This window comes from Variovorax sp. Soil_C_33, assembly GCF_057656935.1.
This window is the reverse complement of the sequence record NZ_JBDGJK010000006.1, coordinates 90651-115654: the sequence shown is the minus strand read 5'-3', so window position 1 is coordinate 115654 and position 25004 is coordinate 90651. Positions and strand designations below refer to the sequence as shown.

26 protein-coding genes and 2 tRNA genes are annotated in these 25004 nt (G+C 64.7%); 13 read left to right on the top strand and 15 right to left on the bottom strand.

Translation table 11 applies throughout. The annotated features are described in order from the left end of the window. The 3 genes from cgtA to rplU form a co-directional block, all read right to left on the bottom strand. Positions 1-1053: an Obg family GTPase CgtA gene (gene cgtA, locus AC3A6B_RS11375; protein ID WP_487836813.1), complete on the bottom strand. Its 1053-nt coding sequence runs from the start codon at positions 1051-1053 to the stop codon at positions 1-3. Between the two features lie 68 nt (positions 1054-1121). Beyond that, on the bottom strand, positions 1122-1379 hold the full coding sequence (gene rpmA / locus AC3A6B_RS11370; protein WP_487836812.1) for a 50S ribosomal protein L27: 258 nt from the start codon (positions 1377-1379) through the stop codon (positions 1122-1124). Between the two features lie 12 nt (positions 1380-1391). Continuing rightward, entirely contained in the window at positions 1392-1703 is a 312-nt protein-coding gene (gene rplU / locus AC3A6B_RS11365; RefSeq protein ID WP_093105742.1) for a 50S ribosomal protein L21, read from the bottom strand. A 185-nt stretch (positions 1704-1888) separates the two neighbouring features. Here rplU and AC3A6B_RS11360 point away from each other — a divergent pair, with 185 nt between their 5' ends. The 10 genes from AC3A6B_RS11360 (at position 1889) to AC3A6B_RS11315 (ending at position 11198) form a co-directional block, all read left to right on the top strand. Then, entirely contained in the window at positions 1889-2881 is a 993-nt protein-coding gene (locus AC3A6B_RS11360) for a polyprenyl synthetase family protein (protein ID WP_487836811.1), read from the top strand. A 49-nt stretch (positions 2882-2930) separates the two neighbouring features. After that, positions 2931-3007, top strand: a tRNA-Pro gene (locus tag AC3A6B_RS11355). A gap of 118 nt (positions 3008-3125) precedes the next feature. Further along, a complete protein-coding gene (gene pilB / locus AC3A6B_RS11350) occupies positions 3126-4862 on the top strand; it encodes a type IV-A pilus assembly ATPase PilB (protein ID WP_487836810.1) in 1737 nt (578 codons plus the stop codon). A 20-nt stretch (positions 4863-4882) separates the two neighbouring features. Continuing rightward, positions 4883-6106: a type II secretion system F family protein gene (locus tag AC3A6B_RS11345; RefSeq protein ID WP_487836809.1), complete on the top strand. Its 1224-nt coding sequence runs from the start codon at positions 4883-4885 to the stop codon at positions 6104-6106. Beyond that, positions 6106-6948, top strand: a complete 843-nt coding sequence (locus AC3A6B_RS11340) for a prepilin peptidase (RefSeq protein WP_487836808.1) — start codon at positions 6106-6108, stop codon at positions 6946-6948. The genes AC3A6B_RS11345 and AC3A6B_RS11340 overlap by 1 nt, the downstream gene beginning before the upstream one ends. Positions 6949-6968: 20 nt before the next feature. Further along, on the top strand, positions 6969-7568 hold the full coding sequence (gene coaE / locus AC3A6B_RS11335; protein ID WP_487836807.1) for a dephospho-CoA kinase: 600 nt from the start codon (positions 6969-6971) through the stop codon (positions 7566-7568). An 83-nt stretch (positions 7569-7651) separates the two neighbouring features. Beyond that, the gene (locus tag AC3A6B_RS11330) at positions 7652-9142 is read left to right on the top strand and encodes an MBOAT family O-acyltransferase (RefSeq protein ID WP_487836806.1); all 1491 of its coding nucleotides are present in this window, start codon (positions 7652-7654) and stop codon (positions 9140-9142) included. Between the two features lies 1 nt (position 9143). Next, the gene (locus AC3A6B_RS11325) at positions 9144-10154 is read left to right on the top strand and encodes a hypothetical protein (protein ID WP_487836805.1); all 1011 of its coding nucleotides are present in this window, start codon (positions 9144-9146) and stop codon (positions 10152-10154) included. Positions 10155-10230: 76 nt separating this feature from the next. Then, positions 10231-10986: a cell division protein ZapD gene (gene zapD, locus AC3A6B_RS11320; protein ID WP_487836804.1), complete on the top strand. Its 756-nt coding sequence runs from the start codon at positions 10231-10233 to the stop codon at positions 10984-10986. Beyond that, on the top strand, positions 10983-11198 hold the full coding sequence (locus AC3A6B_RS11315; RefSeq protein WP_487836803.1) for a DNA gyrase inhibitor YacG: 216 nt from the start codon (positions 10983-10985) through the stop codon (positions 11196-11198). The genes zapD and AC3A6B_RS11315 overlap by 4 nt, the downstream gene beginning before the upstream one ends. Here the strand turns inward: AC3A6B_RS11315 and mutT are convergent. From mutT to secA, 4 genes are read right to left on the bottom strand one after another with little or no spacing between them, the layout of a single operon-like run. Continuing rightward, positions 11189-11611, bottom strand: a complete 423-nt coding sequence (gene mutT, locus AC3A6B_RS11310) for an 8-oxo-dGTP diphosphatase MutT (protein WP_487836802.1) — start codon at positions 11609-11611, stop codon at positions 11189-11191. The genes AC3A6B_RS11315 and mutT overlap by 10 nt on opposite strands. Before the next feature lie 8 nt (positions 11612-11619). Beyond that, positions 11620-12489 carry an ATP-binding protein gene (locus AC3A6B_RS11305; protein ID WP_487836801.1) on the bottom strand — a complete coding sequence of 290 codons (870 nt, stop codon included), beginning with the start codon at positions 12487-12489 and terminating at the stop codon, positions 11620-11622. Further along, positions 12486-13715 (bottom strand): bifunctional glutamate N-acetyltransferase/amino-acid acetyltransferase ArgJ, encoded by a 1230-nt coding sequence (argJ, locus tag AC3A6B_RS11300; RefSeq protein ID WP_487836800.1) that lies wholly within the window; start codon positions 13713-13715, stop codon positions 12486-12488. Before argJ ends, AC3A6B_RS11305 begins: the two co-directional genes overlap by 4 nt. A gap of 19 nt (positions 13716-13734) precedes the next feature. Further along, positions 13735-16518, bottom strand: coding sequence for a preprotein translocase subunit SecA (gene secA / locus AC3A6B_RS11295; RefSeq protein WP_487836799.1), 2784 nt, complete (start codon positions 16516-16518; stop codon positions 13735-13737). 190 nt (positions 16519-16708) lie between these two features. Here secA and AC3A6B_RS11290 point away from each other — a divergent pair, with 190 nt between their 5' ends. Beyond that, positions 16709-17014, top strand: coding sequence for a DciA family protein (locus tag AC3A6B_RS11290; RefSeq protein WP_487836798.1), 306 nt, complete (start codon positions 16709-16711; stop codon positions 17012-17014). Positions 17015-17021: 7 nt separating this feature from the next. On the opposite strand, the gene AC3A6B_RS11285 is transcribed toward AC3A6B_RS11290, so the two are convergent. The 6 genes from AC3A6B_RS11285 to petA form a co-directional block, all read right to left on the bottom strand. Further along, positions 17022-17097, bottom strand: a tRNA-Thr gene (locus tag AC3A6B_RS11285). A gap of 43 nt (positions 17098-17140) precedes the next feature. Further along, entirely contained in the window at positions 17141-17707 is a 567-nt protein-coding gene (locus AC3A6B_RS11280) for a ClpXP protease specificity-enhancing factor (RefSeq protein ID WP_487836797.1), read from the bottom strand. Between the two features lie 19 nt (positions 17708-17726). Further along, positions 17727-18338, bottom strand: coding sequence for a glutathione S-transferase N-terminal domain-containing protein (locus tag AC3A6B_RS11275; RefSeq protein ID WP_057596959.1), 612 nt, complete (start codon positions 18336-18338; stop codon positions 17727-17729). Between the two features lie 100 nt (positions 18339-18438). Continuing rightward, entirely contained in the window at positions 18439-19194 is a 756-nt protein-coding gene (locus tag AC3A6B_RS11270; RefSeq protein ID WP_487836796.1) for a cytochrome c1, read from the bottom strand. Positions 19195-19210: 16 nt separating this feature from the next. Next, complete coding sequence (locus tag AC3A6B_RS11265; RefSeq protein WP_487836795.1) at positions 19211-20611, bottom strand: cytochrome b; 1401 nt, start codon at positions 20609-20611, stop codon at positions 19211-19213. A 13-nt stretch (positions 20612-20624) separates the two neighbouring features. Then, positions 20625-21239 carry a ubiquinol-cytochrome c reductase iron-sulfur subunit gene (gene petA, locus AC3A6B_RS11260; protein WP_487836794.1) on the bottom strand — a complete coding sequence of 205 codons (615 nt, stop codon included), beginning with the start codon at positions 21237-21239 and terminating at the stop codon, positions 20625-20627. A 157-nt stretch (positions 21240-21396) separates the two neighbouring features. Here petA and mscL point away from each other — a divergent pair, with 157 nt between their 5' ends. Continuing rightward, a complete protein-coding gene (gene mscL / locus AC3A6B_RS11255; protein ID WP_487836793.1) occupies positions 21397-21825 on the top strand; it encodes a large conductance mechanosensitive channel protein MscL in 429 nt (142 codons plus the stop codon). On the opposite strand, the gene pdxA is transcribed toward mscL, so the two are convergent. Both pdxA and AC3A6B_RS11245 read right to left on the bottom strand, forming a co-directional pair. After that, complete coding sequence (pdxA, locus tag AC3A6B_RS11250; RefSeq protein WP_487836792.1) at positions 21812-22864, bottom strand: 4-hydroxythreonine-4-phosphate dehydrogenase PdxA; 1053 nt, start codon at positions 22862-22864, stop codon at positions 21812-21814. The two genes, mscL and pdxA, sit on opposite strands and share 14 nt — an antisense overlap. Beyond that, complete coding sequence (locus AC3A6B_RS11245) at positions 22861-23634, bottom strand: Nif3-like dinuclear metal center hexameric protein (RefSeq protein ID WP_487836791.1); 774 nt, start codon at positions 23632-23634, stop codon at positions 22861-22863. The genes pdxA and AC3A6B_RS11245 overlap by 4 nt, the downstream gene beginning before the upstream one ends. A 198-nt stretch (positions 23635-23832) precedes the next feature. Between AC3A6B_RS11245 and AC3A6B_RS11240 the strand changes: the two genes are divergently transcribed. Beyond that, complete coding sequence (locus AC3A6B_RS11240) at positions 23833-24996, top strand: S1C family serine protease (RefSeq protein ID WP_487836790.1); 1164 nt, start codon at positions 23833-23835, stop codon at positions 24994-24996. Positions 24997-25004: the final 8 nt, after the last annotated feature.

Here is a 25004-nt window from a genome sequence, read left to right as displayed (position 1 = left end):
TCAGGCAAAACGCGGATCGATCTCGGTCGGCGGCTGCTCGGCCACCTGCTGCGCCTTGACGTGCTGGTAGATCGCCTGCACCAAGGGTTCGCAGCCTTCGCGCGTGAGCGCGGAGATCTCGAAGACCGGACCCTTGAAGCGCAGCCGCTTGACGAAGTCCTTCACACGCGCGGCACGCTCGTCGTCCGGCACCATGTCGAGCTTGTTCAGCACCAGCCAGCGCGGCTTTTCGTATAACGCCGCATCGTATTTCTTGAGCTCGCCGACGATCGCCTTGGCCTGCGCGACCGGATCGGCATCGTCAAAGGGCGCGATGTCGACCACGTGCAGCAGCAGCCGGGTGCGCTGCAGGTGGCGCAGGAACAGATGGCCAAGGCCGGCACCCTCGGAGGCGCCCTCGATCAGGCCCGGGAGATCGGCGACGACAAAGCTCTGCTCCGGACCGACGCGCACCACGCCGAGGTTCGGATGCAGAGTGGTAAAGGGGTAGTCTGCGATGCGCGGGCGCGCATTGGAGATTGCGCTGATGAGCGTCGACTTGCCGGCGTTCGGCATGCCCAGCAGGCCCACGTCGGCCAGCACCTTCAGTTCGAGCTTGAGGCTCTTCTTCTCGCCGGGCCAGCCGGGTGTCTTCTGGCGCGGCGCGCGGTTGATGGCGCTCTTGAAGCGCATGTTGCCGAAACCGCCGTCGCCGCCCTTGGCGATCGTGATCACCTCGCCCGGCGTCAGCAGCTCGTACAGCACCTCGCCGGTTTCGGCGTCGGTGATGATGGTGCCGACCGGCATCTTGAGCGTGATGTCGTCGCCGGCGGCGCCGAACATGTCGGACCCCATGCCGTGCTGGCCGCGCTTGGCTTCGTGGCGGCGCGCGAAGCGGAAATCCACCAGCGTGTTGAGGCTCGGATCGGCCACCGCGAACACATGGCCGCCGCGCCCGCCGTCGCCGCCGTTCGGGCCGCCGAACTCCTTGTACTTCTCATGCCGGAACGACACGCAGCCGTTGCCGCCATCGCCGGCGGCGATGTCGATGAAGGCTTCGTCCACGAACTTCATGAGATGTCCAGTTTACAAATGAAGAAGCCCCGGCAAAGCGGGGCTTCGAGCAGATCGAAGTGACTGGCTTACGCCGGGGTCACGTTGACCGTGTGCTTGTTGAGGGCGCCCTTGGTGCCGAAGGACACATGGCCGTCGACCAGGGCAAACAGCGTGTGGTCCTTGCCCACGCCGACGTTGACGCCGGGGTGGAACTGGGTACCGCGCTGGCGCACGATGATCGAACCGGCGCTGATCAGTTCACCGCCGAACCGCTTCACGCCGAGCATCTTGGGCTTGGAATCGCGCCCGTTTCGCGTTGAGCCGCCGCCTTTTTTCTGTGCCATGGTGTTCGCTCCTTAGCCGGCGATCGCACCGATTTGCAGCTCGGTGAACTGCTGGCGATGGCCTTGACGTTTCTGATAGTGCTTGCGACGGCGCATCTTGAAGATGCGAACCTTGTCGTGCTTGCCGTGCGACAGCACCGTGGCTGTCACAGATGCGCCGGACACCAGGGGCGTACCAACCTTGATTGCGCTGCCGTCGCCGACTGCGAGCACTTGGTCGATCACGATTTCCTGGCCTACGTCCGCAGCAATCTGTTCTACTTTAATTTTCTCGCCGGAAGCAACGCGATATTGCTTGCCACCGGTTTTTATGACCGCGTACATGTGGACCTCTTGGAGTAAGATGGTTCTACGGCGAATTCCGCAGAGCCCAAGATTCTAGCACGGAGGGCACTTGCCGGCATAGGGCGACGCCGCGTCGCGCCGTCCAGGCACCCGGCTCCCTATAATCTGCGCCTTCCGGCCCTGCGCCATCTCGTCCCTCACGCAGCGCACAAAGCGCCCCTGCCTTGTCAGTCCCCCCCGCCGACTCCTCCCCCGCTGCCGCCGTACTCAGCCTGATTGCAGAGGACATGGCAGGGGTAGATCTCGTGATCGCCCGCCGCCTCGATACCGGCGTCCCGCTGGTGCGCCAAGTCTCCAAGTACATCATCTCGGCCGGCGGCAAGAGGCTGCGCCCCGCGCTGCTGCTGCTCATGGCCGGTGCCTTGGGCTATCGTGGAGAACAGCGCTTCAACTTGGCCGCCGTGGTGGAATTCATCCATACCGCGACTTTGCTGCACGACGATGTCGTCGACGAATCCACGCTTCGGCGCGGCCGCCCGACAGCCAACGAGTCCTTCGGCAATCCGGCCAGCGTGCTGGTCGGCGACTTCCTCTACTCTCGCGCATTCCAGATGATGTTGGATGCCAACAACGTCCGGGTCATGGAAATACTGGCCGAAGCGACCAACGTGATCGCCGAGGGGGAGGTGCTGCAGCTCATGAACATGCACGACGCCTCGCTCGATGAGGAAGCCTACCTTCGGGTGATCCGCTCGAAGACGGCGAAGCTGTTCGAAGCCAGCACCCGGCTCGCCGCGGTATTGGCAGGTGCCACGCCGGAGGTGGAAGAAGCATGTGCCGCCTACGGGCAGGCGCTGGGCACCGCCTTCCAGGTGATCGACGATGTGCTCGACTACGCAGGCGATGCGAACGAGACCGGCAAGAACGTCGGCGACGACTTGCGCGAAGGCAAGACGACGCTGCCGCTGATTCTGGCCATGCAGCGCGGCACCCCGGCGCAGCGCGAACTCATTCGCGCCGCCATCGAGGCGGGCGATACGGCACAACTGCCGCAAATCGTCGCTATCGTGCGTGAGACGGGTGCGTTGGACGCTACGCGGGCAGCAGCAGCAGCCGAAGCGCAGCGCGCGATGGATGCACTCGCCGGCTTTCCCGCGAATTCGCACTCTGCCGGTTTGCTACAATTGGCGGCTCAGTTGCTTGAGCGACGCGCCTAGACACCTCACGACAGTGGGCACCCGGGACGATTCTTTTTCTTGCAACCATCGGGGTGTAGCTTAGCCTGGTAGAGCGCTACGTTCGGGACGTAGAGGCCGGAGGTTCGAATCCTCTCACCCCGACCAGCCTTTTCGGCTGTAAATGCAAAATGCTCCGCGGTCTGTTGTTGCGAAGCGATTTACAGCCCTTGGGGGATCAGCGATGATCGTGAAGCAATTTTTCACGTCTTGTTACATTCGTTGAATGGCCGCTGCTGAACCCCTCGTCAAAGAAAACTCGTCGATCGCCCTGCCGGGACTCGCGCGGGCCTTGATTTCGGCCGGCAAACTGCCGGCAAAAGCAGCAGAAGACATCTATCAAAAGTCGCTCAGCGGGCGGACCAGCTTCATCGCGGAGCTGACCGGCACGGGCGCCGTCTCGGCCGCCGACCTCGCGCACACCTTGTCGAGCGCCTTCGGCGCGCCTCTGCTCGACCTCGACGCGATCGATCCGCAGCGCCTTCCCAAGGACCTGCTCGATCCCAAGCTGTGCCAAGCCTACCGCGTCGTCGTCCTGAGCAAGCGCAACAATCGTCTCATTGTTGCAACAGCCGATCCTTCGGATCAGCAGGCAGCCGAAAAGATCAAGTTCGCCTCCCAGATGGGCGTGGACTGGGTCATCGCGGAGTACGACAAGCTCTCGCGCATGATCGAGGCGGCTGCAGTGAGCGCCTCCGAAACCATCGACAGCATCGTCGGCGCCGAGTTCGAGTTCGACGAGATTTCGGCGGATACCTCGAGCGACAATAACGATCCGGCGGTGGCCGAGGTCGAAGATGCGCCGGTCGTTCGCTTTCTGCACAAGATGCTGCTCGATGCATTCAGCATGCGCGCGTCGGACATCCACTTCGAGCCCTACGAGCATCAATATCGCGTGCGCTTCCGCGTCGACGGCGAACTGCGCGAGATCGCAAGTCCACCCACGGTCATCAAGGACAAGCTGGCGTCGCGGATCAAGGTGATTTCGCGGCTGGACATCTCCGAAAAGCGGGTGCCGCAAGACGGCCGCATGAAGCTCAAGATCGGTCCCGATCGCGTGATCGATTTCCGCGTGAGCACCTTGCCCACCCTGTTCGGCGAAAAGATCGTGATCCGTATTCTCGATCCGAGTAGTGCACGCCTGGGCATCGACGCACTGGGTTACGACGCGGATGAGAAGGAACGATTGCTCACTGCCATCGGGCGTCCCTACGGCATGGTGCTGGTCACGGGCCCGACCGGCTCCGGCAAGACGGTGTCGCTCTATACGTGCCTGAACCTGCTCAACAAGGCCGGCGTCAACATCGCCACGGCGGAAGACCCGTCGGAAATCAACCTCCCCGGCGTGAACCAGGTCAATGTCAACGAAAAGGCGGGGCTGACCTTCGCGACCGCGCTGCGTGCCTTCCTGCGCCAGGATCCGGACATCATCATGGTCGGCGAAATCCGCGACCTCGAAACCGCCGACATTTCGATCAAGGCTGCGCAGACGGGCCACCTGGTCCTGTCGACCCTCCACACCAACGACGCTCCCACGACGCTCACGCGCATGCGGAATATGGGCATCGCGCCCTTCAACATCGCGTCGAGCGTCATCCTGATTACCGCGCAGCGGCTTGCGCGCCGCCTCTGCACGGTTTGCAAGGCGCCGGCCATGGATGTGCCGAAGGAGGCGCTGCTCGATGCCGGCTTCAAGGAAAGCGATGTGGACGGTACCTGGAAGCCCTACCGCCCGGTCGGCTGCTCGGCCTGCAACGGCGGCTACAAGGGACGAGTGGGCATCTATCAGGTGATGCCGATTACCGAAGAGATCCAGAAGATCATTCTGCGCGACGGCAGCGCCCTCGATATCGCGAGGCAGGCCGAAGCCGAAGGCGTGCGCTCGCTACGTCAATCGGGGCTGAAGAAGGTCATGCAGGGCCTGACCTCACTTGAAGAAGTGCTCGCGGTCACCAACGAATAGCATTGAGAAGCGGAGCTCGAATGGCAACGGCAGCAGCATCAACCCGAACCCTCAAGGAAGTCGTCTTCGAGTGGGAAGGCAAAGATCGCAACGGCAAGGTAGTACGCGGCGAGGTCCGCGCTGCCGGCGAAAACCAGGTTCAGGCGGCGCTGCGGCGCCAGGGCGTGCTCGCGACGAAAATCAAGAAGCGGCGCATGCGTTCCGGCAAGGCCATCAAGCCGAAGGACATCGCCATCTTCACGCGCCAGCTGGCAACGATGATGAAGGCTGGCGTTCCCTTGCTGCAGGCCTTCGACATCGTGGGCCGCGGCAACGCAAATCCGAGCGTGGCCAAGCTGCTCAACGACATTCGCAGCGACGTGGAAACGGGTACCTCGCTGTCCGCCGCCTTCCGCAAGTTTCCCAAGTACTTCGATAACCTCTACTGCAACCTGGTCGAGGCCGGCGAAGCCGCAGGTATCCTGGAAGAACTGCTCGATCGCCTGGCCACCTACATGGAAAAGACCGAGGCGATCAAGTCGAAGATCAAGTCGGCGCTGATGTACCCGACCTCCGTGGTCGTCGTCGCGTTCGTCGTGGTGGCGATCATCATGATCTTCGTGATTCCTGCCTTCAAGCAGGTGTTCACCTCCTTCGGCGCCGACCTGCCGGCCCCGACGCTGTTCGTCATGGCCGTCAGTGAGATCTTCGTCGCCTACTGGTGGCTGATCTTCGGCGTGATCGGCGGCGGCCTCTACTTCTTCATGCAGGCCTGGAAGCGCAACGAGCGCGTTCAACGGGTCATGGACCGGCTGCTGCTGCGCCTGCCGATCTTCGGCACCCTGATTGACAAGTCCTGCGTCGCGCGGTGGACCCGCACGCTGGCGACCATGTTCGCGGCCGGCGTGCCGCTGGTCGAGGCGCTCGACTCGGTCGGTGGCGCGTCCGGCAATACGGTGTACTCCGACGCCACGGCCAAGATCCAGCAGGAGGTCTCGACCGGCACCAGCCTGACGTCGGCCATGACCAATGCCAACCTGTTCCCCTCCATGGTCCTGCAGATGACCGCGATCGGCGAGGAGTCCGGGTCGATCGACCACATGCTGGGCAAGGCCGCCGACTTCTATGAACAAGAAGTCGACGACATGGTGGCCGGCCTCTCGAGCCTGATGGAGCCCATCATCATCGTGTTCCTCGGCGTGATCATCGGCGGCATCGTGGTCTCGATGTACCTGCCCATCTTCAAGCTCGGCCAGGTCGTCTGATGCTGGTTTCGCAGGGGGTGGACGCCGCGCTGGCCGGCGTGCTGGGGTTGTTGATCGGCAGCTTCCTCAACGTCGTGATCTATCGCCTGCCGAAAATGCTGGAGCGCCAATGGGCTGCCGAATGCGCGAGCCTCAACGGCGCGGAACCCGCTGCTGCCGAGCCCTTCAATCTGATGGTGCCGCATTCGCGCTGCCAGCAGTGCGGCCATGCGATCCGCTGGTACGAGAATGTGCCCGTGCTGAGCTACCTGCTTCTTCGCGGCAAATGCTCGGCGTGCAAGGCGCCGATCAGCCTGCGCTATCCGCTGGTCGAACTGGCGACTGGCGCCCTGTTCGCCTGGTGCGTGTGGCGCATGCCCGGCCAGTTCGGCAGCCTGGCCTGGTGCGGCTTTGCCGCCGCGCTGATCGCGCTCGCGCTGATCGACTGGGACACCACCCTCTTGCCCGACGACATCACGCTGCCCTTGCTCTGGGCCGGCCTGCTCGCTGCCCTCGCAGGTTTCACGGGCGTCAGCCTGGTCAATGCCGTCTGGGGCGCCGTGGCGGGCTATGTCTCGCTGTGGGCGGTCTACTGGCTGTTCAAGCTGAGCACCGGCAAGGAAGGCATGGGTTACGGCGATTTCAAGCTGTTCGCCGCCTTCGGCGCGTGGTTCGGATGGCAGGCACTGGTGCCCATCATCCTGATGGCGTCGGTGATCGGCGTGATCGTCGGCGTTGCGCTCAAGCTCAACAGCGGGCTGCGCGAAGGCGGCTACGTGCCCTTCGGCCCTTTCCTCGCAGGTGCGGGCTTCACAGCCATGCTCTTCGGTCCGGACGCGATCCTTCGCGTGGCCGGCCTCTGACAAGCAAAGGCGCGCGTGCCATGCGCATCGGACTGACCGGCGGCATCGGCAGCGGAAAGAGCACCGTCGCGTCCATGCTGGTCATCGCCGGCGCCACGTTGATCGACACCGACGCCATTGCACGCGCGATCGCCCAGCCGCAAGGAGCCGCCATGCCTGCGATCGAAGCCGAGTTCGGCCGTGCAGTCATCGCCGTGGATGGCGGCCTGGACCGGGCGCGGATGCGAGACCTGGTGTTTGCCGACGCGGAGGCCAGAAAAAGGCTCGAAGCGATCCTGCACCCCCTGATCGGCGTGGAATGCGAGCGTCAGGCGGCGGCCGCAGGCGGGCAACTGATCGTCTTCGATGTACCGCTGCTGGTCGAATCGAAGCGTTGGCGCGCCCTCGTCGATCGCGTGCTGGTCGTCGACGCGACCGAAGAAACCCAGGTGCAGCGCGTGGTGGCGCGTTCGGGCTGGACGCCCGAAGCCGTTCGCGCCGTGATCACTCAGCAGGCCAACCGCGCGCAGCGCTGCGCCGCGGCGGACGCGGTGATCTTCAACGAGAAAATGTCGCTGGCGGAACTCTCCGCCGACGTCCGAAATCTGTGGGAACGGTGGACCGGCGCAGGCACGCGATAATCCCCGGTTGACTGCCGCTACACGCGCGAGACAACAACAAGGCGGCGCGCTCGAATGGGCCACGCGACGCAGCCCTCCCCAAGATGCTTTTCAATTCGTACGCATTCATCTTTCTCTATTTCCCGATTGTTCTTGTCGGGTTCTTCCTGATCGGAAAGCGCAACGCGCGCGCGGCCGCCGGCTTTCTTGCGCTCGCATCGCTGTTCTTCTATGGCTGGTGGAGCGTCAAGGCCTTGCCGCTGCTGGTGGGTTCGATCTGCGTCAACTACTGGTTCGGACTGCGCCTCACGCCGAGCCCCGAACGCGACGACCGCCAGCGCAAGCGCATGCTGATCGCTGCGCTCGTCGTCAACCTCGGGGTGCTGGCGGTCTTCAAGTACGCCAACTTCTTCGTCTCGAACGTGAACGAGGGGCTGGCTGCTGCAGGACTGGCGCCGATTCCGCTGCTTCATATCGCACTGCCGATCGGGATTTCGTTCTATACCTTCACGCAGATCGCCTTCCTGGTCGACTGCTGGCAGGGCAAGGTTCACGAGCGCAGCTTCATTCACTATGTGCTGTTCGTCACCTACTTCCCGCATCTGATCGCGGGTCCGGTGCTGCATCACGCGCAGATGATGCCGCAGTTCGCCAACCCGGCGATCTACCGGATCGATGCGAACAAGCTCGCGCTCGGCATTGCGATCTTCAGCTTCGGCCTCGCGAAGAAGCTGCTGATCGGCGACAAGATGGGGCAGTACGCCGACCTGATGTTCAACGGCGTGCACAACGGCATCGCGCCATCGCTCTACACGGCATGGTTCGGTGTGCTGGCCTACACGCTGCAGATCTACTTCGACTTCTCGGGCTATTCGGACATGGCGGTCGGGCTGTCCTTGTGCCTGGGCGTGCAATTGCCGCTCAATTTCCGATCGCCCTACAAGTCGACCAACATCATCGAGTTCTGGCGGCGCTGGCACATTTCGCTGTCGACCTTCCTGCGCGACTATCTGTACGTGCCGCTGGGCGGCAACCGCAAGGGCGAGGCGCGCCGCTACCTCAATCTGTTTCTTACCATGCTGCTCGGCGGCCTCTGGCATGGTGCGGCGTGGACCTTCGTGATCTGGGGCGCGTTGCACGGCGCATTCCTGATGGTCAACCACCTGTGGAACGCCAAGGTGCGACGCAGCGCCACGCCGAGCCGCGTGGGGCGCGTGGCCGGCTGGTTGCTGACCTTCCTGTGCGTGATGATCGCCTGGGTCGTGTTTCGTGCCGAGAGCGTCGCCACGGCGCTCGAAATCTACAAGGGCATGCTCGGCATGCACGGAGCGCCACCGAGCGCATTCGGCGAGTTCGCGGTTCCGTACCGCAAGCCGGAGTTCTTCCAGACCTTGCTGCTCGGCCTGTTCATCTGCCTGGCATTGCCGCCCACGATCGCGCTGGAGCGCTGGGTGCCTGGTCCGATCGCGCTGGCGGGGCGTCCGCGCTCGATGCGGATGGTCACGGCGCTGATCGCCGCTTTCGTGGTCGTGCTGTTCGGCATGTGCGTGTCCCAACTGGGCCTCTACAGCCCCTTCCTTTATTTCCAGTTCTGACATGACCCCAGCGAAACTCTGGCTGCGGATCTTTTTCGCGGGCTTTGCGGTGATCGTGGCGCTGCTGCTGGTCACGCTGTTCACGCCGATTCCCTATGGCGACCTGTCGCGCATCGGGCGTGTGTCCGATCATGAATTCGGGTGGCGCAACCCGCCGCCTCCTCTGCCGTTCGAGTCCATGCACGGCGTCCCGATAGACCAGGCCGACATCCTCGTCGTCGGCGACAGCTTCTCGATGACCCTTACATGGCAGAGCGTGCTGGTGAAGGCTGGCTACCGCGTCACGACGATCTACTGGGGACAACTTCCCTTCATCTGCAAGAATTTCAGCCAATGGGTCGAGGACAACGGTTTCCGCGGCAAGCTGATCGTGATCGAGAGCATCGAGCGCCTGCTTGCCGAGCGCCTCGACGACAGCGAGAAGTGCGGCGCGATGTCGAAGAAGCCCCTGTCGGTCAAGAAGGAGCCCTTTGCGCAGCCCCTCACCCAGGTTCCGGGCTTCGAACTCAACACCAACGCCAAGCTAACCACCGGCCTGAATACCTATCGCAACACGAAACGCGCCATCGAATCGGCCGACGTCCAGTTCGGCGAGCGCGCCAGGGTGCGCACCGTGCCCAACGGCTGCGCGTATTTCAGCAACAAGCTGTGCGACAAGGCGCTGTTCTTTCCCGATGACACCACGGCAGCCGAGCTTTCCGAACGAACAGTCAGGCAAATGGAAGCGATCAGTCAGGCGCATCCGTCGCCGCCGATCCTGTGGATGGTTATTCCGGACAAGACCACAACTTATGTGGAACCGCAGCACTCCGCTGCTTTCGTGGCCGCCCTCAACAAGACCAAACTCGGCCCCGACTTGTTCACCGCGGCGAAGGAGGCGCGCGCGACCGTGCGCGACCTCTATTTCCCCAACGACACCCACCTGTCCATGCACGGTCAGCTGTGGGTCGGCGAGTTGATGCTCAAGGAGGTGCGCGAGCGCCTCTCTAGTGGTCGACCGAACGCGCCGTAGGACGAATGCCAGTTCCCCTTCACTGCGGCGCGGCAGCGAGTCTTCGGGCTATCATCGTGCGACTGGAAGCCGACGCGTGATTCTGTACGAGTACCCCTTCAACGAGCGCATCCGGACCTACCTGCGGCTGGAGCACCTGTTTCGCCGCCTCGGCGAATTGGTGCCGGCCGATTCGGCGCTCTCCCATCACTACGCCCTCGTCACGATCTTCGAGATCATGGACGTGGCGGCGCGCGCCGATCTCAAGGCCGACGTGCTGCGGGACCTCGACAAGCACAAGAACGTCTTCAACAGCTACCGCGGCAACCCGGCGATCTCCGAAGCGGTGCTGGACCAGGTCGTGGGCAAGCTCGAAAGCAACTTCACGACGCTCAACACGGTGCCCGGCAAGGCCGGCCAGGCATTGACCGAGAACGAGTGGCTGATGAGCATCCGCAGCCGCGCGGGCATTCCCGGCGGCACCTGCGAGTTCGACCTGCCGGCCTACTACGCCTGGCAGAACGGCAGGGCCTCCGACCGGCGCGACGACCTGGAACGCTGGTCCTCCACGCTCGCGCCGCTGGCCGAATCGATCTACCTGCTGCTGAAGCTCCTGCGCGACGCCGACGTGCCCTACAAGGTCATGGCAGCCGGCGGCCAGTTCCAGCAAAATCTGCCTCAGGGCCGCAGCTTCCAGCTGCTGCGCCTGCGCATCGACCCGAAACTCGGACTCATTCCCGAGATCAGCGGCAACCGGCTCATGGTGTCGGTGCGGTTGATGCGACATGAAGCCGACGATCGCCTGCACCAGAGCACGGACGACACCCCCTTCGAGCTGACTCTCTGCGCATGATGACCAAGCTCAATTCATCTGGCGAGCGCATCGTCCGGTGTCCGGCGTGCGGGAAAGACAGCGTCTACGCGCCCAGCAATCCGTACCGGCCCTTCTGCAGCGCACGGTGCAAGGGCGTCGACCTCGGCGCCTGGGCCAGCGAAGAGTTCAGGATGCCGGCCGAGGCGCCGCCCGACGACGAGCCTTTCGGCGACCCCAAGATTCAACAGTGATCGTTGGCGAGGCCGCGCTCCTGCGCGAGCCAGCCAAGCACCGGCAGCGCACCCGGCAGCACCGGCGCCACGTCGAGCGGCAACTGCTGCCAGCGCATCGCCTGGCCTTCGCGCATCTCGAACTCGCCCCGCCACGCCCGGACCTTGCACCAGTGCAGGCGCACCAGCGCGTGTGGATAGTCGTGTTCGGTGGTCTTCCAGACCTCAGCGCCGGCGATCGTGATGCCGAGCTCCTCGTGCAGTTCGCGCCTGAGCGCCTCTTCCACCGTCTCGCCCGTCTCGATCTTGCCGCCCGGAAACTCCCAGTAGCCCGCGTAAGGCTTGCCCTCGGGCCGGGTCGAAAGAAGCAGCGCGTCGTCCTCTCGAATGAGTATGCCGACCGCCACCTCGGTGTGCTTGCGCGCGTCCGTCATGGTCGGGTTCAGCTGCGGCCCGCGTAGTCGCGCGCGAACTGGTATGCCACGCGGCCGCTGCGCGAACCGCGTTCGAGCGCCCATACCAGCGCCTCGGCCCGCGCCGCCTCGATCGCCTTCGCATCGACGCCGAAGGACGACAGCCATTGCGCGACGATCGCCAGGTATTCGTTCTGGCTGAATGGATAGAAGCTGACCCAGAGGCCAAAGCGCTCCGACAGCGAGATCTTTTCCTCGATCACCTCGCCGGGATGCACCTCGCCGTCCTCGGTGTGGGTGTAGCTCAGGTTGTCCTTCATGTATTCGGGCAGCAGGTGGCGCCGGTTGCTGGTCGCGTAGATCAGCACATTGGGCGTGGCCGCTGCGATCGAACCGTCGAGGATCGACTTGAGCGCCTTGTAGCCGGGCTCGCCCTCGTCGAAACTCAGGTCGTCGCTGAACACGATGAACTTCTCGGGCCGCTGAGAAACCACCTCGACGATGTCCGGCAGGTCGGTCAACTCGGCCTTGTCGACCTCGATCAAGCGCAGTCCCCGCGGCGCATAGGCCTGCAGGCAGGCGCGAATCAGCGAAGACTTGCCGGTGCCGCGGGCCCCGGTCAACAGCACGTTGTTGGCCGGCTTCCCTTCGACGAACTGGCGCGTGTTGCGCTCGATCTTTTCCTTCTGGGCATCGATTTCCTTCAATGCGTCCAGCGGCATCGAAGCCAGGTGGCGCACCGGCTCCAGCGTGCCGTGTCCCGAGCTGCGGCGGCGGTAGCGCCAGGCGATCGAGGCGTTCCAGTCGGCAGGCGCCGCAAGCGGCTGTGGAAGGATCGATTCGATACGGCCGATCAGCTGCTCGGCACGCTCGATCAGGCGTTCGAACTTCTCATTCATGACCGGTAGTCGGCGTTGATGGAAACGTAGTCGTGGCTCAGGTCGCAAGTCCACACGGTATCGGCGGCGTCGCCGCGACCGAGGCCGATGCGCACGGTGATCTCGCTCTGCTTCATCACGCGCTGGCCGTCTTCTTCGCGGTAGCTCGGATTGCGTCCGCCCTTGACGGCGACATGCACGTCGTCGAGGTGGAGATCGATGCCGGTCTGATCGAGGTCGGCGATGCCCGCATAGCCGACCGCCGCGAGGATGCGCCCGAGGTTGGGGTCGCTCGCGTAGAACGCGGTCTTGACCAGCGGCGAATGCGCCACCGCATAGGCCACCTGCCTGCATTCGGCGGCATCGCGCCCGCCTTCCACGCGGATGGTGATGAATTTGGTCGCGCCTTCGCCGTCGCGCACGATGGCCTGGGCCAGCTGGCGCGCGACGGTCTGCATCGCTTCCACCAATGCGCGGCCCTCCACGGAATCGAGTGCGGTGATGGTGCCGTGCTCAGCCTTCTGCGTGGCGATCACCACGAAGGAATCGTTGGTCGACGTGTCGCCGTCGATGGTCACGCGATTGAACGAAGCGTCGGCCAATGCCTTGGCCAACGGCTGGATCAGCGACGGATCGATCTTCGCATCGGTCGCCATGAAGCCGAGCATGGTCGCCATGTTCGGCCGGATCATGCCGGCGCCCTTGCTGATGCCGGTGACGGTGACCGTCGCGCCCCCGATCTGCACCTGCCGGCTGAAGGCCTTGGGCACGGTGTCGGTGGTCATGATGCCCTCGGCCGCGCGCGCCCAGTGGTCGGGCGCCGCGTCGGCCAGCGCGGCGGGCAGGCCGGCCTCGATGCGGTCGATCGGCAACGGCTCCATGATCACGCCGGTGGAAAAGGGCAGGATCTGCTCGGGTGCCAGGTTCAGCTTGCGGGCCAGCGCGATGCAGGTCGCGCGCGTGCGCGCCAGGCCGTCCTCACCGGTGCCGGCGTTCGCATTGCCCGTGTTGATCAGCATCGCGCGAATGCCGAAGTTCCGGGCCAGGTGTTCGCGGCACACCTGCACGGGCGCTGCGCAGAAGCGGTTCTGCGTGAACACGCCGCCGACGGCGGCGCCTTCGTCGATCAGCACCACCGTCAGGTCCTTGCGGTTGGCCTTGCGCACGCCCGCTTCGGCCACGCCGATGCGAATGCCGGGCACCGCATGCAGGGCGGCGGGGTCGGGAGCGGAGAGATTCACGGGCATGGCGGCGTCCTGGTCGGTATCAGCTGAGTTTGCCGTGGCAGTGCTTGAATTTCTTGCCGCTGCCGCAAGGGCAGGGATCGTTGCGGCCGACGCGCGCGAAGGCGGCGGCGCCGGCGGGAAGGCCCGTCGCAATCGCCGCCAGGCGGCGCTGGCTTTCCTCGTCGACGCGGATCTCGACGTCGCCCGTCTCGGTCGGCGCGGTGTAGGTGATGTTGGCCAGGTTCTCGCCGCGGCTTTCCATCGCGTCGGCGGCCTGCTCCAGCTGCTCGCTCGACTGCACGCGCACCGTCATGAGCTGGCGCGTGACCTCGTTCTTCACCGAGTCGAGCAGCTGGCCGAAGAGCTCGAAAGCCTCGCGCTTGTATTCCTGCTTGGGCTGCTTCTGAGCGTAGCCGCGCAGGTGGATGCCCTGGCGCAGGTAGTCCAGCGAAGCCAGGTGCTCGCGCCAGTGAGTGTCGATGCTTTGCAGCAGCACCATGCGCTCGAACTGGGTGAAGTTCTCCTGGCCGATCAGCGTCACCTTGGCGTTGAACGCTTCGTTGGCCGCGGCCACCACCTTCTCGACGATGTCCTCGTCGCCCATGGCGCTCGCGGCCTCAACGTCCTTCTGCAGCGGGATGTCGATGCCCCATTCGTCGCTCAACGCCTTCTCGAGGCCTGCCAGGTCCCACTGCTCTTCGACCGATTCGGGCGGCACGTACTGGCGAACCAGGTCTGTGAAGCAGCCTTCGCGCAGCGCCTCGATCTGCGCCGTGAGATCGCCGGCGTCGAGGATGTCGTTGCGCTGCTGGTAGATCACCTTGCGCTGATCGTTGGAGACGTCGTCGTACTCCAGCAGCTGCTTGCGGATGTCGAAGTTGCGGGCCTCGACCTTGCGCTGCGCGCTCTCGATGCTGCGCGTGACGATGCCGGCTTCGATGGCCTCGCCGTCCGGCATCTTGAGGCGGTCCATGATCGCCTTGACGCGGTCGCCCGCGAAGATGCGCATCAGCGGATCGTCCAGGCTCAGGTAGAAGCGCGATGAGCCCGGGTCGCCCTGCCGGCCCGAGCGGCCGCGCAACTGGTTGTCGATGCGCCGCGACTCGTGCCGCTCGGTGGCGATGATGCGCAGGCCGCCGAGCGACTTCACGAACTCATGGTCCTTGTCCCACTCGGTGCGCAGGCGTGCGATCTCGGCCGCCTTGGCCGAAGGATCGAGCGTCTCGTCGGCCTCCACCGCTTCGATCGCCTTCTCGACGTTGCCGCCGAGCACGATGTCGGTACCGCGACCCGCCATGTTGGTCGCGATCGTGATCATCTTTGTCCGGCCCGCCTGCGCGACGATCTCGGCCTCGCGCGCATGCTGCTTGGCGTTGAGCACTTGGTGCGGCAGGCCGACCTTGGCGAGCAGGCCGTCGATGATCTCGGAGTTCTCGATCGAGGAGGTGCCCACCAGCACCGGCTGGCCGCGCTCGTAGCACTCGCGGATGTCTTCGATGGCTGCGTCGTACTTCTCGCGCGTGGTCTTGTAGACGCGGTCCAGTTGGTCTTCGCGCCGGCTCGGACGGTTGGGCGGAATGATCGTGGTCTCCAGGCCGTAGATCTCCTGGAACTCGTAGGCTTCCGTGTCGGCCGTGCCGGTCATGCCCGCCAGCTTGCCGTACAGGCGGAAATAGTTCTGGAAAGTGATCGAGGCGAGCGTCTGGTTCTCGGCCTGGATCTCGACGCCTTCCTTGGCTTCGACGGCCTGGTGCAGGCCGTCGCTCCAGCGCCGGCCGGTCATCAGGCGGCCGGTGAACTCGTCGACGATCACCACCTCGCCCTGCTGCACCACGTAATGCTGGTCGCGGTGGTACAGATGCCGCGCACGCAGCGCCGCATTGAGGTGATGCATCAGCGTGATGTTGGCCGGGTCGTAGAGCGAGGCGCCCTCGGGCAGCAGCTTGAATTCGGAGAGGATCTGCTCCGCCTTCTCGTGACCGTCCTCGGTCAAGAACACCTGGTGAGTCTTCTCGTCGACCGTGAAGTCGCCCGGTTTCGTGACGCCCTCGCCGGTGCGCGGATCGGCCTCGCCCTCCTGCTTGGTCAAGAGCGGCACGACCTTGTTGATCGCGAGGTACAGCTCGGTGTGGTCCTCGGCCTGGCCGCTGATGATGAGCGGCGTGCGCGCCTCGTCGATCAGGATCGAGTCCACCTCGTCGACGATGGCGTAGTTCAGTCCGCGCTGCACCCGGTCCTGCGTCTCGTAGACCATGTTGTCGCGCAGGTAGTCGAAGCCGTACTCGTTGTTGGTGCCGTAGGTAATGTCGCTGCCGTAGGCCTGCTGCTTCTCCTCGCGCGGCATCTGCGGCAGGTTGATGCCGACCGAGAGCCCGAGGAAGTTGTAGAGGCGGCCCATCCAGCGGGCGTCGCGGTTGGCGAGGTAGTCGTTCACCGTCACAACGTGCACGCCCTTGCCGGTCAGCGCATTCAGGTACACCGGCAACGTCGCGGTGAGCGTCTTGCCCTCGCCGGTGCGCATCTCGGAGATCTTGCCGTTGTGAAGCGCCATGCCGCCGAGCAGCTGCACATCGAAGTGGCGCATCTTCATGACGCGCTTGGAGCCTTCGCGCACCGTCGCAAATGCCTCGGGCAGCAGGTCATCCAGCGTCTCGCCGCGCTCCAGCCGGTCCTTGAACTCCTGGGTCTTCGCGCGCAGCGCATCGTCGCTGAGTTTTTCGAATGCGGGTTCGAGCGCGTTGATGCGTTCGACCGTCTTGCGATACTGCTTGAGGAGCCGGTCGTTGCGACTGCCGAAAATCTGGGTCAGGAAGTTGGTGGCCATGCGAGCAGGGTCGACAGGGACCCCAACGCATGCGGGCACCGCGACCGAAATTCCTAAGATAGGTGAAAGCAGGTGGGCGCGCCTGGCGCAAAATCAACACGCCAAGGCAAACGGCCCCCGCCGGCGCGAACGCCGGCAAACCGGGCATTTTAGCCGCGTTGCCACCTTAGGCTCTTCACCGTCTTCCCCCATGAACCGCCGTTTCAATCCCGTCACTTTGGAGCAGGCCGCGCAGGATTCGCCCACCCTGGCTGGCCTCTTCGCGCGCGCGCGAGATGCGAACGAGCGATTGCAGGCGGTGCAGGAACTGATTCCGCCCGACTTGCGCGCTGCCGTGCAGGCGGGGCCGGTCGAAGGCGGCACCTGGTGCCTGCTGGTGCGGGGCAACGCCGCCGCTGCCAAGCTGCGCCAGCTGCTACCCCTGCTTCAGACGCGGCTGAAATCCAGGGGATGGGACGAGGTGACGCTGCGCATCAAGGTGCAGGCGCGTCGCTGAAAGACAATGGTGCCGCTTGTCGGAATCGAACTGACGACCTACCGCTTACAAGGCGGTTGCTCTACCAACTGAGCTAAAGCGGCGTGGAGGATGAATTTTAGCGGCGCGGCGCCTGCCGGGCCGCCGCTACTTGATGCGCTTGAGCGAGGGACGGGAGCCGCCATTGGTCGGCGGTCTCGGCGGGTCTTCGGGGTCCGAAGGCGCGGTGCCCGCCGTCGTCGTTGTCGCCGCGTCATCTGCGGAAGCCTCGCCGCTGACCAGATGCACCACCCTGCTCGCATCGCCTTCGGTGCCGCGGGAGGCGTCGCGCAAGGTCGTGCGCGACGCCGTGACCGGACCGTGGTCCTCGATGGCCGGCACTGCGGCCGGTGCGGGCGCCGGAAAAGCCATGCCCTGCCCGTTCTCGCGCGCATAAATCGCAATCACGCGGCCCACCGGCACGCTGATCTCACGCGCGGTGCCGGCGAAGCGGGCCTTGAACTCGATGAAGTCGTTGCCCAGCTTGAGCGAGCTGGTCGCATCGAAGCTGATGTTCAACACGATCTCGCCGTTCTTCACGTACTCGCGCGGCACCTGCACGGTGTCGTCGACCTGCACCGCCACATAGGGGGTAAAGCCGTTGTCCGTGCACCACTCATACAACGCCCGGATCAGGTACGGGCGGGTGGAAGAAGACTCGAGCGCGTTGATCATGAGAACGAAACTGCAGATACTACTTGCGCATCACCTTTTCGGACGGCGTCAGCGCTTCGATGTAGGCCGGTCGCGAGAAGATGCGTTCAGCGTACTTCAGGAGCGGCGCGGCGTTCTTGCTGAGGTCGATGCCATAGTAGTCCAGGCGCCAGAGCAGCGGCGCAATCGCGACGTCGAGCATCGAGAAATTGTCGCCAAGCATGTATTTGTTCTTGAGAAACACGGGCGCGAGCTGCGTGAGCCGGTCGCGGATATGCGAGCGCGCCTTCTCGAGCGCCTTCTCGTTGCCCTTGGCGGTGCGGTTTTCCAGGGTGGAGACGTGTACGAACAGTTCCTTCTCGAAATTGAGCAGGAACAGGCGCACGCGGGCGCGGTCGACCGGGTCGCCGGGCATCAGCTGCGGATGCGGGAAGCGCTCGTCGATGTATTCGTTGATGATGTTCGACTCGTACAGGATCAGGTCGCGCTCCACCAGGATCGGCACCTGGCCGTACGGATTCATCACGCTGATGTCTTCGGGCTTGTTGTAGAGATCGACGTCGCGGATCTCGAAATCCATGCCTTTTTCGAACAGCACGAAGCGGCAACGATGGGAAAAGGGGCAGGTCGTTCCTGAATACAAAACCATCATGGCGAAAGACTCCTAAAAATTAAAAAGAGTGGGCATGCGCAATGGCAACCCACTCCACAAGGACGCGCGCCGGCAATACCAGCCGCGTTCTCAGCTTGGTTTACTTCACGTCTTTCCAGTACGAGGCGTTCAAGCGCCATACGAAGACCAACGCCATGACGAGAAACAGCATCACCCAGACGCCGACGCGGATGCGGGTGTTCTGCGCGGGTTCGGCCATCCATTGCAGGTAGCTCACCAGATCGCCGATGGCCTGGTCGTACTGCAGCGGCGTCATCGTTCCGGGCGAGACCTGCTCCCAGCCCTTGAATACCTCGGCCGTGTGGCCATGCGATTCGATCTTGTCGAACACCGGCCGGCGGTCCCCTTGCAGTTCCCACATCGCATGCGGCATGCCGACGCTCGGGAACACGAGGTTGTTCCAGCCGGTCGCCTTGGTGTCGTCGCGATAGAAGGTGCGCAGGTAGGTGTAGAGGTAGTCGGCGCCGGTGCCGCCGTGGCCGGCGCGCGAGCGTGCGACCAGCGTGAGGTCGGGCGGAACGCCGCCGAACCATTCCTTGGCCTGGCGCGGATCGAGGTTGGCCTTCATCGTCTCGCCGACCTTGTCGGTCGTGAACAGGAGGTTGTCCTTGATCTGCTGCTCGGTGATGCCGATGTCCTGCAGCCGGTTGTAGCGCATGAACGCCGCCGAATGGCAGTTGAGGCAGTAGTTGACGAACAGCTTGGCGCCGTTCTGCAGCGCGGCCAAGTCGTTGGTCTTGTTCGGCGCCTTGTCCCAGGCGATGCCGCCTTCGGCGGCGTGTGCGCCGGCCACGAAGCCGAGCGCCGCAATCAACGTGAGGATCAGTTTCTTCATTCTTGTGTGCTCCCGGTCAGTGGGCGCTGAAGGTCACGCGCTCGGGGACCGGCTTGAATTCGCCGAGGCGGCTCCACCACGGCATCAGGAGGAAGAAACCGAAATAGAACAGCGTTCCGACCTGCGACACGCGCTCGCCGATCGGCGACGGCGGCTGCACGCCGAGGTAGGCCAGGATCACGAAGTTGACGACGAACACGCCGTACACGAACCAGTGCCAGCCCGGACGGTAGCGGATCGACTTGACCGGGCTGTTGTCCAGCCAGGGCAGGAAGAACAGGATGATGACGGCGCCGCCCATGACGATCACGCCCCAGAACTTGGCGTCGATCTGCAGCATCATCGCCGCGACGATGACCGCAGCGATCACGATCGCGCCCTTGATCAGCGCAATGACACGCGCCTTCCAGACGCCGAAGACAGCGCCGGCCACGACGCAGGCGATCAGCACATACATCATCTCGCCGGTGATCGCGCGCAGCATCGAATAGTAGGGCGTGAAGTACCAGACCGGTGCGATGTGGTTCGGCGTCTTCAGCGAATCGGCCGGGATGAAGTTGTTGTACTCGAGGAAGTAGCCGCCGGCTTCGGGAGCGAAGAAGATCACGGCCGAGAAGATGGTGAGGAACACCACCACGCCGAAGATGTCGTGCACCGTGTAATACGGATGCGACGGAATGCCGTCCAGCGGATGGCCGTCGGCGTCGAGCTTGGCCTTGATCTCGATGCCGTCGGGGTTGTTCGAACCCACTTCGTGCAGCGCGATCAGGTGGGCGACCACCAGCCCCAGCAGCACCAGCGGCACCGCGATCACGTGGAAGCTGAAGAAGCGGTTGAGCGTGGCGTCGCTCACCACGTAGTCGCCGCGGATCAGGAGTGCGAGATCGGGGCCGACGAAGGGGATCGCCGCGAACAGGTTCACGATCACCTGGGCGCCCCAGTAGCTCATCTGGCCCCAGGGCAGGAGGTAGCCCATGAAGGCTTCGGCCATCAGGCACAGGAAGATCGCGCAGCCGAAGATCCAGATCAGCTCGCGCGGCTTGCGGTAGCTGCCGTAGATGAGGCCGCGGAACATGTGCAGGTACACCACGATGAAGAAGGCCGAGGCGCCCGTCGAGTGCATGTAGCGGATCAGCCAGCCCCAGGGCACGTCGCGCATAATGTACTCGACCGACGCGAAGGCCTGCGCAGCGTCGGGCTTGTAGTGCATCGTCAGGAAGATGCCGGTCACGATCTGGATCACGAGCACCAGCATCGCGAGCGAGCCGAAGATGTACCAGATGTTGAAGTTCTTCGGCGCGTAGTACTTGCCCCACTGGTCGTTCCAGAGCTGGGTCAGCGGGAAGCGGTTGTCGACCCAGTTGAGCAGCTTCTCGCCGGTGGGGGCGTTGGGCGAGATTTCCTTGAATTCAGCCATGTTCTTGTTCCTCTCAGGCCTTCTTGTCTTCGCCGATCAGCAGGCGCGTGTCGGAGAGGTACATGTGCGGCGGCACCGGGAGGTTGTCGGGCGCGGGCTTGTTCTTGAAGACGCGGCCGGCCAGGTCGAAGGTCGAGCCGTGGCAGGGGCAGAGGAAACCGCCTTCCCAGTTGTCGGGCAGCGAGGGCTGCGGGCCGGCCTGGAGCTTGTCGATCGGCGAGCAGCCGAGATGGGTGCAGATGCCGACGACCACCAGCACTTCGGGCTTGATCGAGCGGCCTTCGTTGCGCGCGTATTCGGGCGTGAACTCGTCGGGATTACGCTTGGACTGTGGATCGGCGAGCTGGCCGTCGAGCTTGGGCAACTCGGCGACCTGGGCCGGCGTGCGCTTGAGGATCCAGACCGGCTTGCCGCGCCATTCGACGGTGAGTTTCTCGCCGGGCTGCAGGCCACCGATATCGACCTCGACCGGCGCACCGGCCGCCTTGGCTTTCTCCGAGGGCTGGAAAGTGCTCACGAACGGGATGGCGGTTGCCACGCCTCCCACTGCACCGGCACAGCCGGATGCGATCAACCACGTCCGCTTGCTGCTGTCGATCCGTTGTTGGCCGACGGAGATGTCACTCATGGGGGTCCTCAAATCTTCTTCGCTGGGGGCTTGGAGTCAACCGACGATTGTAGCGGAGCGTCACAAGCGAATTCAACGCGAGCGCGAGCCCTGCAGGCGGTGCAATGCGACCTCCTATACTGCCGCAGTCCAACAACAAAGACGCGAGGTGAGCGACATGAGCGTTCTGAAGGAATTTCGCGAGTTCGCGGTCAAGGGCAACGTGATCGACCTCGCGGTCGGCGTGATCATCGGCGCGGCCTTCGGCAAGATCGTCGACTCGCTGGTCGGCGACGTCATCATGCCGCTGGTCGGCATCGTGTTCGGCAAGCTCGACTTCTCGAACCTCTACATCGTGCTGGGCACCGCGCCGGCCGGCGTGGCGAGCAACCTGGCGGATCTGAAGAAGGCCGGCGTGCCGGTGCTGGCCTACGGCAACTTCATCACCATCGCGGTCAACTTCGTGATCCTGGCTTTCATCATCTTCATGATGGTCAAGCAGATCAACAAGCTGCGCAAAAAGCAGGAGGAGGCACCCGCCGAAGCCACGCCGCCGGAAGACATCGCGCTGCTGCGCGAGATCCGCGACAGCCTCAAGCGGCCCTGAAGGCCAGCGCGCGCGCCATCCGGATCGCCTCGATCAGGCTGGAGGCGTCGGCCACGCCTTGGCCCGCGATATCGAACGCAGTTCCGTGATCGGGGCTGGTGCGCACCAGCGGCAGGCCCAGCGTCACGTTCACCCCCTTCTCCACGCCCAGGTACTTGACCGGGATCAGGCCTTGGTCGTGATACATCGCGATCACCACGTCGAATTCGCCCGCCCCTTGGCGCTTGGCGCGGGCGCGCATGAAGACGGTGTCGGGCGCATGGGGCCCGTCGGCATCGATGCCTTCCGCGCGCGCGGCCGCGATGGCCGGCGCGATGATGTCGCGTTCTTCCGAGCCGAACAGGCCGCCCTCCCCCGCATGCGGGTTGAGCCCCGCGACGCCGATCTTCGGCGCACGCCCCAGCACGGCCGCCAACGCGCGGTGCGCGATGCGCAGCGTTTGCAGCACGCCGTCGACCGTCACCGCCTCGATGGCGTCGCGCAGCGACATGTGGATGCTCACGAGCACGGTGCGCAACTCGTCATTGGCCAGCATCATGCGCACCGGCACTTCGGCGACCGGCCGGCCCAGGTGGGCCGCGGCTTCGGCCTGCAGCAGTTCGGTGTGGCCGGGAAAGGCGAAGCCGGCCGCTGCCAGCGCCTCCTTGTGCAGCGGCGCGGTGACGATGGCCGCCAGCTCGCCGCGCAACGCCGCACGCGCGGCCCACACCACGCAGTCGCCGGCGATGCGACCGGCGACTGCGCTGATTTCGCCGATCGCGATGGGCGACGGCAGCGGGCTCGCAGCCTGCAGCACAGGGATGCAATGCGGCGGCACCGCGGCCAGGTCGGCGGGCGCATCGATCAGCGCCACGGAAAGCGGCACGCGGCCCGGCGCTGCGAGCGCCTGCGCTGCGCGGCGCACAGTGTCCACGTCGCCTGCGACAAAACAGCCCTGCGTGATGCCGGGTGCATCGCGGAAGGACTTGACGATGATCTCGGGTCCGATGCCTGCGGGATCGCCGAGCGTGATCGCGATCGGGGCGGTGTCGCGCTTCACGCCGGGTTGTCGATGTCGATGAATTGATGCGCGAGGCCGAGCTGCGCGGCCACGTGCGCCGCCACCGCGGGTGCGCCGTAGCGCTCGGTGGCATGGTGGCCGCAGGCGAGGAAGGCGACGCCCATTTCCCTCGCGTAGTGCGCCTGCGGCTCCGAGATTTCGCCGGTGATGAAGGCATCGGCGCCGGCCGCAATGGCCGCCTCGAAATAGCCCTGCGCGCCGCCCGTGCACCAGGCGATGTTGCGGATCGGACGATGCGCCGTGTCGAGCAGGGTGACCGGCTTGCCGAGCGCTTTCTCGACGTGGGTGGCCAGCGCTTTTGCGCTCGGGAAGCTCTCGCCGTTGTCGCGCGCGCCCAGGAAGCCGATCTCCTGCTCGCCGAAGCGACCGGTCGAGCCCGCGTGCGCGACCAGGCCCAGCTTGAGCCCGAGCTGCGCGTTGTTGCCGAGTTCGGGATGCGCATCGAGCGGCAGGTGATAGGCAAAAAGGCTCACATCGTCGCCGAGCAGGAGACTGAGCCGCTGCTTCATCCAGCCCGTCACGCGCCCGTCCTGGCCGCGCCAGAACAGGCCATGGTGCACGAAGATCGCATCGGCCTCGGCATGGATCGCGGCCTCGATCAGCGCGCGGCTCGCGGTGACGCCCGAGACGATCTTGCGCACCGTGGTGCGGCCTTCGACCTGCAAGCCGTTGGGGCCGTAGTCCTTGAAACGCTCGGGCGCGAGCAGAAGGTCGAACGCATGCAGGAGTTCGTGGCGGGTCGTACTCATCGCGCCATTGTGGACCCGCGCGACCGGTCAAGGCCGCAGACCACAGGGCTCAGGGTTTTCACTATATGGACGGAAACAGTCCGATTCACTCGTGTGCGCGCCTGCGGAACGAGGCGGCAGGTCCATTGAGGGACAATGCAGTCTTCGGCGCTAGCCGCGCCGCCCTCCCGCTTCAACGTCCTTCTTTTCCTGTTTTTCATGAAACGCACCTGGCTGCTGTTCGCCCAAGCCGTGACCGTCATGCTCGCGGCCTATTTCGTCGTCGCGACGCTCAAGCCCGAGTGGGTTGGCCGGCGCGCCACCTCGCTCGGCGGTGTGGTCTCGGTGATCGAGGCGCCGACCGCCAATCCGACGGCGATCGCGCCCGGCAGCCTGAGCGCCGCCGCCAAGAAGGCCTCGCCGGCCGTGGTCAGCATCAACACCAGCAAAGCGGCGCGGCGCAGTCCGCGCAGCGACGACCCGTGGTTCCGCTTTTTCTTCGGCGACCAGGGTGCAGACCAGCCCCAGGTCGGCCTGGGCAGCGGCGTCATCGTCAGCACGGACGGCTACATCCTCACCAACAACCACGTGGTGGAAGGCGCAGACGAAATCGACGTCACGCTCAACGACAGCCGTCACGCGCGCGGCAAGGTGATCGGCACCGACCCCGACACCGATCTCGCCGTGCTCAAGATCGAGCTCGACAAGCTGCCGGTGGTCGTGCTGGGCAACTCCGACAACCTGCAGGTGGGCGACCAGGTGCTCGCCATCGGCAACCCCTTCGGCGTCGGCCAGACCGTCACCAGCGGCATCGTCTCGGCGCTGGGGCGCAACCAGCTCGGCATCAACACCTTCGAGAACTTCATTCAGACCGATGCGGCCATCAACCCCGGCAATTCGGGCGGCGCGCTGGTCGACGTCAACGGCAACCTCGAAGGCATCAATACCGCGATCTATTCGCGCTCCGGCGGCAGCCTGGGCATCGGCTTCGCAATTCCGGTTTCGACCGCCAAGCAGGTGCTGGAAGACATCGTCAAGGAAGGCAAGGTCACGCGCGGCTGGATCGGCGTGGAACCCAACAACCTCTCGCCCGAGCTGGCGGAAACCTTCGGCGTCAAGGCGAACAAGGGCGTCATCATCACGGGCGTGCTGCAGAACGGCCCGGCCGCCAGGGCAGGCGTCCGCCCCGGCGACGTGATCACCGGCGTCGGCGAGAAGAGCGTCGACAACGTGCAGGAACTGCTGACCGCCGTGGCGGGGCTCAAGCCCGGCAACGCGGCGCGATTTGCGCTCCAGCGCGGCAAGGACAAGATGGAGCTCGACGTCACGCCGGGTCCCCGGCCGCGGAGTCCGATCCGCCGCGCGCCGGGCGAGCCCGAGTAGGCGAGCGG

Excerpts from the sequence above, each read along its gene's own strand:
- cgtA (WP_487836813.1), bottom strand. The coding sequence starts at position 1,053 with ATGAAGTTCGTGGACGAAGCCTTCATCGACATCGCCGCCGGCGATGGC.
- rpmA (WP_487836812.1), bottom strand. The coding sequence starts at position 1,379 with ATGGCACAGAAAAAAGGCGGCGGCTCAACGCGAAACGGGCGCGATTCC.
- rplU (WP_093105742.1), bottom strand. The coding sequence starts at position 1,703 with ATGTACGCGGTCATAAAAACCGGTGGCAAGCAATATCGCGTTGCTTCC.
- pilB (WP_487836810.1), top strand. The coding sequence starts at position 3,126 with ATGGCCGCTGCTGAACCCCTCGTCAAAGAAAACTCGTCGATCGCCCTG.
- AC3A6B_RS11345 (WP_487836809.1), top strand. The coding sequence starts at position 4,883 with ATGGCAACGGCAGCAGCATCAACCCGAACCCTCAAGGAAGTCGTCTTC.
- AC3A6B_RS11340 (WP_487836808.1), top strand. The coding sequence starts at position 6,106 with ATGCTGGTTTCGCAGGGGGTGGACGCCGCGCTGGCCGGCGTGCTGGGG.
- coaE (WP_487836807.1), top strand. The coding sequence starts at position 6,969 with ATGCGCATCGGACTGACCGGCGGCATCGGCAGCGGAAAGAGCACCGTC.
- AC3A6B_RS11330 (WP_487836806.1), top strand. The coding sequence starts at position 7,652 with ATGCTTTTCAATTCGTACGCATTCATCTTTCTCTATTTCCCGATTGTT.
- AC3A6B_RS11325 (WP_487836805.1), top strand. The coding sequence starts at position 9,144 with ATGACCCCAGCGAAACTCTGGCTGCGGATCTTTTTCGCGGGCTTTGCG.
- AC3A6B_RS11315 (WP_487836803.1), top strand. The coding sequence starts at position 10,983 with ATGATGACCAAGCTCAATTCATCTGGCGAGCGCATCGTCCGGTGTCCG.
- mutT (WP_487836802.1), bottom strand. The coding sequence starts at position 11,611 with ATGACGGACGCGCGCAAGCACACCGAGGTGGCGGTCGGCATACTCATT.
- AC3A6B_RS11305 (WP_487836801.1), bottom strand. The coding sequence starts at position 12,489 with ATGAATGAGAAGTTCGAACGCCTGATCGAGCGTGCCGAGCAGCTGATC.
- argJ (WP_487836800.1), bottom strand. The coding sequence starts at position 13,715 with ATGCCCGTGAATCTCTCCGCTCCCGACCCCGCCGCCCTGCATGCGGTG.
- secA (WP_487836799.1), bottom strand. The coding sequence starts at position 16,518 with ATGGCCACCAACTTCCTGACCCAGATTTTCGGCAGTCGCAACGACCGG.
- AC3A6B_RS11290 (WP_487836798.1), top strand. The coding sequence starts at position 16,709 with ATGAACCGCCGTTTCAATCCCGTCACTTTGGAGCAGGCCGCGCAGGAT.
- AC3A6B_RS11280 (WP_487836797.1), bottom strand. The coding sequence starts at position 17,707 with ATGATCAACGCGCTCGAGTCTTCTTCCACCCGCCCGTACCTGATCCGG.
- AC3A6B_RS11275 (WP_057596959.1), bottom strand. The coding sequence starts at position 18,338 with ATGATGGTTTTGTATTCAGGAACGACCTGCCCCTTTTCCCATCGTTGC.
- AC3A6B_RS11270 (WP_487836796.1), bottom strand. The coding sequence starts at position 19,194 with ATGAAGAAACTGATCCTCACGTTGATTGCGGCGCTCGGCTTCGTGGCC.
- AC3A6B_RS11265 (WP_487836795.1), bottom strand. The coding sequence starts at position 20,611 with ATGGCTGAATTCAAGGAAATCTCGCCCAACGCCCCCACCGGCGAGAAG.
- petA (WP_487836794.1), bottom strand. The coding sequence starts at position 21,239 with ATGAGTGACATCTCCGTCGGCCAACAACGGATCGACAGCAGCAAGCGG.
- mscL (WP_487836793.1), top strand. The coding sequence starts at position 21,397 with ATGAGCGTTCTGAAGGAATTTCGCGAGTTCGCGGTCAAGGGCAACGTG.
- AC3A6B_RS11245 (WP_487836791.1), bottom strand. The coding sequence starts at position 23,634 with ATGAGTACGACCCGCCACGAACTCCTGCATGCGTTCGACCTTCTGCTC.
- AC3A6B_RS11240 (WP_487836790.1), top strand. The coding sequence starts at position 23,833 with ATGAAACGCACCTGGCTGCTGTTCGCCCAAGCCGTGACCGTCATGCTC.